This is a genomic window from Polynucleobacter sp. IMCC 29146, assembly GCF_021395195.1.
Lineage (GTDB): Bacteria > Pseudomonadota > Gammaproteobacteria > Burkholderiales > Burkholderiaceae > Polynucleobacter.
Map to the genome: position 1 here is coordinate 1 of NZ_JAJVCR010000023.1, position 7556 is coordinate 7556.

5 protein-coding genes and 1 pseudogene are annotated in these 7556 nt (G+C 41.7%); 4 read left to right on the plus strand and 2 right to left on the minus strand.

Features of this window, described 5'->3' with window-relative positions:
* Positions 1 to 708 precede the first annotated feature (708 nt).
* The 3 genes from LZT22_RS12520 (at position 709) to LZT22_RS12530 (ending at position 4706) form a co-directional block, all read left to right on the plus strand.
* Positions 709 to 1788 (plus strand): hypothetical protein, encoded by a 1080-nt coding sequence (locus LZT22_RS12520; RefSeq protein WP_233925636.1) that lies wholly within the window; start codon positions 709 to 711, stop codon positions 1786 to 1788.
* A 281-nt stretch (positions 1789 to 2069) separates the two neighbouring features.
* Entirely contained in the window at positions 2070 to 3026 is a 957-nt protein-coding gene (locus LZT22_RS12525; protein WP_233925637.1) for a UbiA prenyltransferase family protein, read from the plus strand.
* Between the two features lie 9 nt (positions 3027 to 3035).
* A complete protein-coding gene (locus LZT22_RS12530) occupies positions 3036 to 4706 on the plus strand; it encodes a methyltransferase domain-containing protein (protein ID WP_233925638.1) in 1671 nt (556 codons plus the stop codon).
* Here LZT22_RS12530 and LZT22_RS12535 read toward each other — a convergent pair.
* Positions 4693 to 6852: a YfhO family protein gene (locus LZT22_RS12535; RefSeq protein WP_233925639.1), complete on the minus strand. Its 2160-nt coding sequence runs from the start codon at positions 6850 to 6852 to the stop codon at positions 4693 to 4695. The genes LZT22_RS12530 and LZT22_RS12535 overlap by 14 nt on opposite strands.
* A gap of 27 nt (positions 6853 to 6879) precedes the next feature.
* Between LZT22_RS12535 and LZT22_RS12540 the strand changes: the two genes are divergently transcribed.
* A complete protein-coding gene (locus LZT22_RS12540; RefSeq protein ID WP_233925640.1) occupies positions 6880 to 7434 on the plus strand; it encodes a hypothetical protein in 555 nt (184 codons plus the stop codon).
* 2 nt (positions 7435 to 7436) lie between these two features.
* Here LZT22_RS12540 and LZT22_RS12545 read toward each other — a convergent pair.
* Positions 7437 to 7556 (minus strand): annotated as a pseudogene (locus LZT22_RS12545) (IS30 family transposase); the annotation flags it as partial.

Genomic DNA, 7556 nt, shown 5'->3' on the forward strand with positions numbered 1-7556 from the left:
GACGCAATAAGGTGACGATTTGCTCGGGTTTAAGACGTTGGCCTTTTGCCATATTTAGCACTCCTTTAGGGTGAAGATTATCAAAAATCCTCTCTTTTGGAGTGGTACTAAAAATCAGGTCAGTTCAAATTCTTTTAGTATTACGTTGTAGTACTTTGTCATACTTTGTAGTACATTTACGCGCTTTGATAGCAAATAAAATTGTTTGACAACATCTTTACACAAGTGACCACAGCTAATTTTTGATCATTTGTCTAGCAACTTACCAAAAGATCTTTTGGTATGAATAAATTTTAAAAAATACTTATCATAGAGCAAATAATTTGGTAACATTATTGAACTGCGATTAACTAAAAAAATGAGACTCATATTTTTACCTTTAAAAAGTGGCACGGGTAACGGACAAGGCTTACCTGCATCTCAGTTTAGAGAGGCAAAGTTAGCTGCAGTAAAAGTAGTAAGTTAGACATCTGACTGGATGCACCACGGAAGTACGCTCGGACTTGAGCGCGCAATGGGTACCAAACTATTCGTAATGTTTTCCATGACATTGGATTGATTATTAAAGTATGGTGCCAGGGGGTTGCTCCCTATATTGCAGTACGTGCCACAAACCTCACGTTCATTGTTAGCTAAAGCGCCAAACTCACAATTTGTTTGAGTTTGGTAAATAGTCATTTTTAATGCCGATTCGGCAAGGAGTTTTATATGGATAAAATCCAACTATCAAGTAGTACCCTTAGTAATATTTCTAGCAATCACGCTATTCGTATGATGAGCATTGATCTATCGAATGTCCATACAGCCAGTTTGAACACTAGTGTATTGGCAAATACAGTAAGCACTTCACAGTTAGATGAGGCCAATGGCGCTAGTTCCATTGTACATACTGAACCGATCAATACTCAGAATGCAGCAAAAGAATCAGATCAAGACCAGCAGTCCGCTACTAAAAAGACCCATGGTCAGACGGGTCCCAAAAGTAGTGCAGGTAAAAAGGCCATTCGCTTTAACGCACTCAAAACTGGCCAGCATGCTAAAAGTACGCTCTTGCCATTTGAGGATGAGAAGGCGTACGCTAAACATCTGAAAGAGGTATTTAGTGCGCTCGCTCCGGCAAACTATATTGAAGTGCAGATTGCAGATGAATATGCCAATGCTTTGTGGAGGATATTGCGCCATGAGACGCGGGGCGTTTATGAGCGAGAGAAAATATTAGAGCGCCTGACCCCACAAATGGCTGCGCAGATGCTGGGAATTACCGGCAATCGTGCTGTAAGAGCTCCAGAGTATTTAACACAATTACGACATAGGGTTAGTCAAAGTGAGCGTCAGTTAGCAAAGAAGGCATTGCACGAGTATGCTCACTTAATTGAGCATGCTAAGGGGATTCAAAACTTCAATTTAGTTTGGCGCCAGTATCCTACGCTATTTGAAGCGCTCGCCACTTGGATTGATGCTCGGCAAATTAAGCCTACTTTCTTTGGGCCTACTAGCCAGGGCTTGAGTATGGCTTGGCAGCAAAATCCCAATAAGATACTTTCTTATTTGGATGAATTGGCGGACGAGTTGTATTACTTAGCCAATTGGGAGTTGATGCGTCCACAAATAAGGACCTGGATGGAGGCCTATTATTTTTCCCAGCGCACTGAGCAGCATCGCATTAATCAAGATGAGCAGTTGCTGATGAAAGAGCGTAACTATGCTCATAGCCTACTAGATCGATTAATGCGTCAGCGAAAAAGTGGCTTTTTATGGAATATAAGTTCAGTTGACACTCAATTATAAAAAACGAAATGGGAAATACTTATATAAAACAAGTACTTATCGATTTTCGAAGGCTTGCTTTTGGAGTATTTTCCCTAGTTTTAGAGCTCAAATATGAGATACATTGATCGATTGAGTAGGGCAGGGCGCTTTGCTGGCGATGGCTTACGCGTTTGGCAATCCCTAAGCCCTTATCAATCATGCGCAAGTAAAATAGCAAAATGATTTTGAGCCTTAACCTACTTAGCCTTTGCCCACTAAGCCTATCCACCCATTTTGATTTATCTCAATGAGAGTTTAGTTTGACCACACCTTTGCCAAATAAATCTAATTTTATCCGAGGGCATCTGGAAATTTGTCGTTTTGATCACTGGATCAAAAACGTCTTTATTTTGCCAGGGCTTCTGATTGCAATTAGCGTTTATCCCCAGAGCATTAGCCCTCACTTAATATATTCGGTTGTGATTGGATTTTTAGCTGCTGGCATTATTGCTTCGAGCAATTATGTGATCAATGAAATTTTAGATGCGCCATTTGATGCGCTCCATCCCACTAAGCGCCTGCGTCCAACTCCTGCTGGGCGGGTCCATATTCGCTGGGGCTATGTACAGTGGATAGCCTTGATGTTGCTTGGCCTCGCCTTAGGATCGTTGATTTCACAAGCATTTATGTATGTGCTGCTTTGGCTGTGGGTAATGGGGTGTATTTATAACATTGCCCCCTTAAGAGCAAAAGATGTGCCATATGTGGATGTACTGGTAGAGTCAATTAATAATCCCATTCGATTACTGATTGGTTGGTATATCGTTTCCCCACCAATTCAAATCCCAGTATCGCTCTTGATCTCCTACTGGATGATTGGAGCCTATTTGATGGCCATTAAGCGTTTTGCTGAGATGCGTGATATTTCGAAAAATATTTCTGCTCGGCAGTATCGCAAATCGTTTGCTTACTATACCGAGCAAAACTTGCTTGTCTCCATTATGTTTTATGCCGCTGCCTCAATGTTATTTTTTGGCGCGTTCGTGATGCGCTATCGTTTAGAGCTCATTCTTGCATTTCCACTCATCGCTTTTATTATGGCCATGTATTTAAATCTAGCGTTTAAAGAAGATGGCGTTGCGCAGGCTCCAGAAAAGCTTTGGAAAGAGACGCCTTTGATGATAAGTTCATTTTTGTGTTTAGTACTGATGGTTTTCTTAATGAACTATCCACTACCTGCTTTTACTGCTTTTTTTCAGCAGTCGATGATGCATTAATTTGCAAAAATGACATCTCAATATTCACCGATTGCTGAGCAATCAAAAAAGACCCTGGTCTTTTTTGCCACCTACAATGAGTTAGGCAATATCAAGAGCTTGCTAGAGGGGATTTGGCGCCACTGCCCTACTGCCGATGTATTGGTTGTAGATGATCACTCCCCAGATGGAACCGGTAAGCTATTGGATGAGATAGCCAGTACTGAAGGGCGTCTTAAGATTATTCACCGCCCTAGAAAGCTGGGCCTTGGTTCAGCGCATTTTATCGCTATGTTTTATGCGATTGAACAAGCTTACGACTTATTAGTCACGATGGATGCGGATCTTTCTCATGATCCTGCTGATATTTCTCGCATCTTAGAGAAGCTAGAGCAAAACGATTTTGTGATTGGTTCACGCTACATGCCAGGGGGCTCTTGTGATTATTCTGGGTATCGTAAGCAGCTTAGTCTTGCTGCCAATGCAGCCGCAAGAATACTGACTGGTATTTCCTTGCACGAATTTACTACCTCATTTCGCGGCTTTAAGGTCGAACCCCTCTCCAAAGTGAAGTTTAATTGGGTTGGCAATTTTGGCTACTCCTTCTTTTTAGAATCGATTGTGCGTCTACATGCCGCTGGCTTAACCATTCAAGAAATCCCGATTCATTTTTATAATCGCCATAGCGGCAATTCTAAAATTCCTACCTTTGAAATATTTAGGGGCGCTTATAAATTAAGCGCCTTAACTTTCTCTCGCTATATTTCTGGGCACCAAAGCAAGCAGTCGCAATTTGTTGCCGATGCGTGCACCCATTGTGGGGGGCATTATTTATACGAAATATATCCACCCAGTGTTGATGGGGTATCTGATTCCTTGGATTCAAACGTTTATAAATGCAGTAGCATGGCGCACGCCAATAAGCCTCAAGTAGCTAAATGCCTTCAATGTGGTCTGGTGCAAGTTCCCAAGACAAAACATCCCAAAGATCTTGATGTGTTGTATGGCAATGTGGTTGATTCGCAGTACCTGGAAAATCTCCAAGTAAAAGAAAAAACGTTTGGCTTTGCCTTTGAAAAGTTAGCCCCCTATTTGCCAAAGCCGGGAACTTTATTAGAAATTGGTTCTTATTGCGGTTTATTTTTAAAACACGCAAAGCAATTTGGATGGAAGTGCACTGGGATTGAACCTTCACAGTGGGCGGCTCAATATTGTTTAGCTCAAGATCCTCAAGTAACCATCTTGAATGCCCCGTTTCAAATCGCTAAAGAATCACTCAAGAGTCCGTTTGATGTGATTGTGAGCTGGGATGTGATTGAGCATGTAGATGATCCCTCGGCTTTTATTCAGGATGCGGCATCCCTACTAAAGCAAGATGGCATATTCGCTTTTTCAACGATGGACATTCACTCTTGGTTTCCAAAGTTGATGGGTAGAAGATGGCCTTGGATGATGGAGATGCATTTGTACTATTTCACCCCTGAAGTGCTAGAAGACATGCTCAAAGAGCACGGGCTTACATTGATACACGTTGATAAATATCGACACTATGCATCACTAAAGTATCTATATAAAAAGCTGGTTTATGCTTTACCCCATTTTTGCCATCGCCCATTTTCAAGCTTAGACAAACTCATTCCCGAAACTATTATTCCTGTGACCTTAGGCGATATTAAGTTATTTGTTGCTAAAAAGATCTAGCCCTTTTTCTCCAAGTAATAAGGCAGAGTAATGCGAGCAGCGCGTAGGGTGCAGACAAAAGAGCGATGCTTAAGTAGGGTCGATAGTGAAAGTCAATCTGATATTTCCCAGGGGCATCAAGGTCAACACCCTGAAATAAATGGTTGGCACTATAGGAAGCTTGTATTTTTCCATTAATGGTTAGTCTCCATCCAGGGGCATAGAGCATATTGAGAATAATGTGGGTAGGCGCATTAACATCAATAGTAAATTGAACGTTATTGGGATTGACTTCTAGGTTTGATATGACAGAAGCAAATTGGTCTGAAGCTTTAATAGCTTTGTAGTCACTTGGTTGAATAGTGGGCACCAGCGGATCCGATAAAACATCGGCAGCTATTTTTTCTGCGTATTCATTATCGCTTTTTAGTTTATGCCTATTGATCTCAAGAGCGGGCCTAGCCAATTGTGTGGCAACAACCATGCTTTCCAGAAAAGGACTATTTTTTACATACCAATACAGGGGATTGCCTAAATGGTTGTAGCCATGGGTAAACGGTAGCTTTTGATAAATCCAGTCAGTATCGTAATAGTTCAACTCGGTACCAGTCGCAAGTTGACGATAGTTTTGAGTTACTGTGATCGCTTGCTGACGATTGACTATTTTCTCTTGATGTTCCTTTTCAAGGATGGGGTTGCTATAAGCTCGGTAAGGGGTCATGAGGTTATACGACAGGCTGATCGCTACTAAACCCAAAAACGCCCAATGACCAATCCGGCGTGAGCTAGATAAGACATAAAAACCCAAAAAGAGGCTACTGGATATCAGCATGCAATATTCTATGGGAGGAGCGTACATATAGATCAGAAAGGCAATGCCTAGTATTGCGACAATAATTAATCTGATGAATAAACTTTTTTTATTTGAATCATTTTTATTGAGCAGGTTTAATTTATCGATGACGAGAAAAAGTAGAAATATCGATGCATAGCTAGTTCCCACTCCAAGCCAATAGCGATTGCCATTGACAATCGGAATGTGCATCACCATGGAGCCCAAAAGAGTATCGCTACCAGCCGAGTAGGTAATGACAAGACCTAATAAAACTAGCCAATAAATTTGCCGCCGAGTCCATTTGGTAATCAGGCTGATAGTCAATAAGATCCATAGGGTCCAGCCACCTCCATAGGTAAAGACGCCCTCCTTGGCCCAAGATTGATTGGCACTGATGAGTGGATCAATGTTGCCAATAATAGTTTCTAGGGCGCCTCCATGGCCTGCCGTCTGGCCTAATAATTTGAGGCCGCGTAATCTTCCATCTGGGCTTGCAAAGTCTCCCAGGAACTCGCTGTAATTAAACTGCAGATGTAAAAAACAAGGTAATACTATGCAGGCATAGATGCAGGCAATATAAAGCAATAGCAGAACTGGACCTTCTGTAAGCCAATAAAACGAAAACCTTCTAGTACTTATTGAAGGCCCGGTAGAGAAAATTTGTTTAGCAGCAACAAAACTAAAGGCAAGTAACAAATTCATCAAATTGAGCCATAAGTAGCCGCCCGATATGAAAAAGACATACAGCAGCCCAAAAAAGAGCCAAGATAGGTTTAAGCTGCGAGGTTTTTTATCTGACAAGCAGGCACTGGCAAATATTAACCAGGGCAAGCTTGCAAAGGAAATGGTGTACCAAATTTGCCCCACTACTGGAGCCAGCACAATGAGGGCGTAGAAAATGGCGCCGATGAGCGCTAGAAATGAATCGATCTTCCAGTACTGAAGTAACCAATAAGCGCCTAGTGCCCCAATGATGATGGAGGCTTGAATCATGAGTTCAAAACTAAGGAGTGGACTAATGGCCCATCCTAGAATGACAAAAAATAATTCAAAGGGATAAAAGAGGCCAGCATTGAAAAAGTTGGGAAAAAAGTTTCCTGATTGAATCAGCGGATTCCAGAGAGGGATAAAGCCACTTTTGAGGGCATCACTAAAGTAGAGAAAATATACAAATCCATATGAATGGGTGTCCCAACCAGTCAATGTTTGCTTAGAAAAGAGGCTGGTGAATTTATCTTGAAAAGTGACTAGCCAAACGCACAATGCAAGCGCAATAGATGCGGCGATACCCTTATTTTTTATAGAGAAGGTATTCGGGGGTATATTAAGCATCTTACGGTATTAAATTGACTTTAATTGATGAAAATGTTGACTATGTATTTTGGCTGGCTCGATATTGTTCTAGTGATTCTTCTAGCATTATCCCTTACATATTGCAACGGCAGCCCTGGGGTAGTAAAGCCTGAGGCAAAGTATTTTGCGTCTTTAGATGAGGGCTTTGTTTTTTCAAGACCGGGCAGTCCTGATTTTATAAAAAAAATGATTGGCCTCGCAGGCCGAGAAGATTGGGGTCGATGGTCTGATCAAGATGTTGTGATTCTTCAGTTTACCGGTCCTCTACCAAAGTCATTTCTCTTGGAGTTGCAGGCTAAAGGTTTTGGGCCCAACGTAGGCAAAGCAACCAAGATCGTTATTGGTAAAGATACTCATACCATCCAATTAGCCAGCGACGCCCAGACATTTACTGTGCCCATTGATGCGGCAGAGTCAAGCAATCAGATTCAAATTATTCCACCAGCGCCAACCTCCCCTAATGCTCTTAATCCTGGAAATCCTGATACTCGCAACTTAGGTATTGGCTTGGTCTCCATAAAACTTAAAAATAGCCCAAAAAACACTAATAGCAACTGGTGAATTCAAACACGAAGTGCAACACGGTTTAAAGATTGCATAAAGACTTCACTCGGTGTTTTAAATCCTAATCGTTTTCTGGGTCGGTTGTTTAATCGGTCTTGGATCATTCTAAGCTCCTCGTC

Bases quoted from the DNA above. Each gene is read 5' to 3' on its own strand.
- LZT22_RS12520 (WP_233925636.1), top strand. From the start codon at position 709: ATGGATAAAATCCAACTATCAAGTAGTACCCTTAGTAATATTTCTAGC.
- LZT22_RS12530 (WP_233925638.1), top strand. From the start codon at position 3,036: ATGACATCTCAATATTCACCGATTGCTGAGCAATCAAAAAAGACCCTG.
- LZT22_RS12535 (WP_233925639.1), bottom strand. From the start codon at position 6,852: ATGCTTAATATACCCCCGAATACCTTCTCTATAAAAAATAAGGGTATC.
- LZT22_RS12540 (WP_233925640.1), top strand. From the start codon at position 6,880: ATGAAAATGTTGACTATGTATTTTGGCTGGCTCGATATTGTTCTAGTG.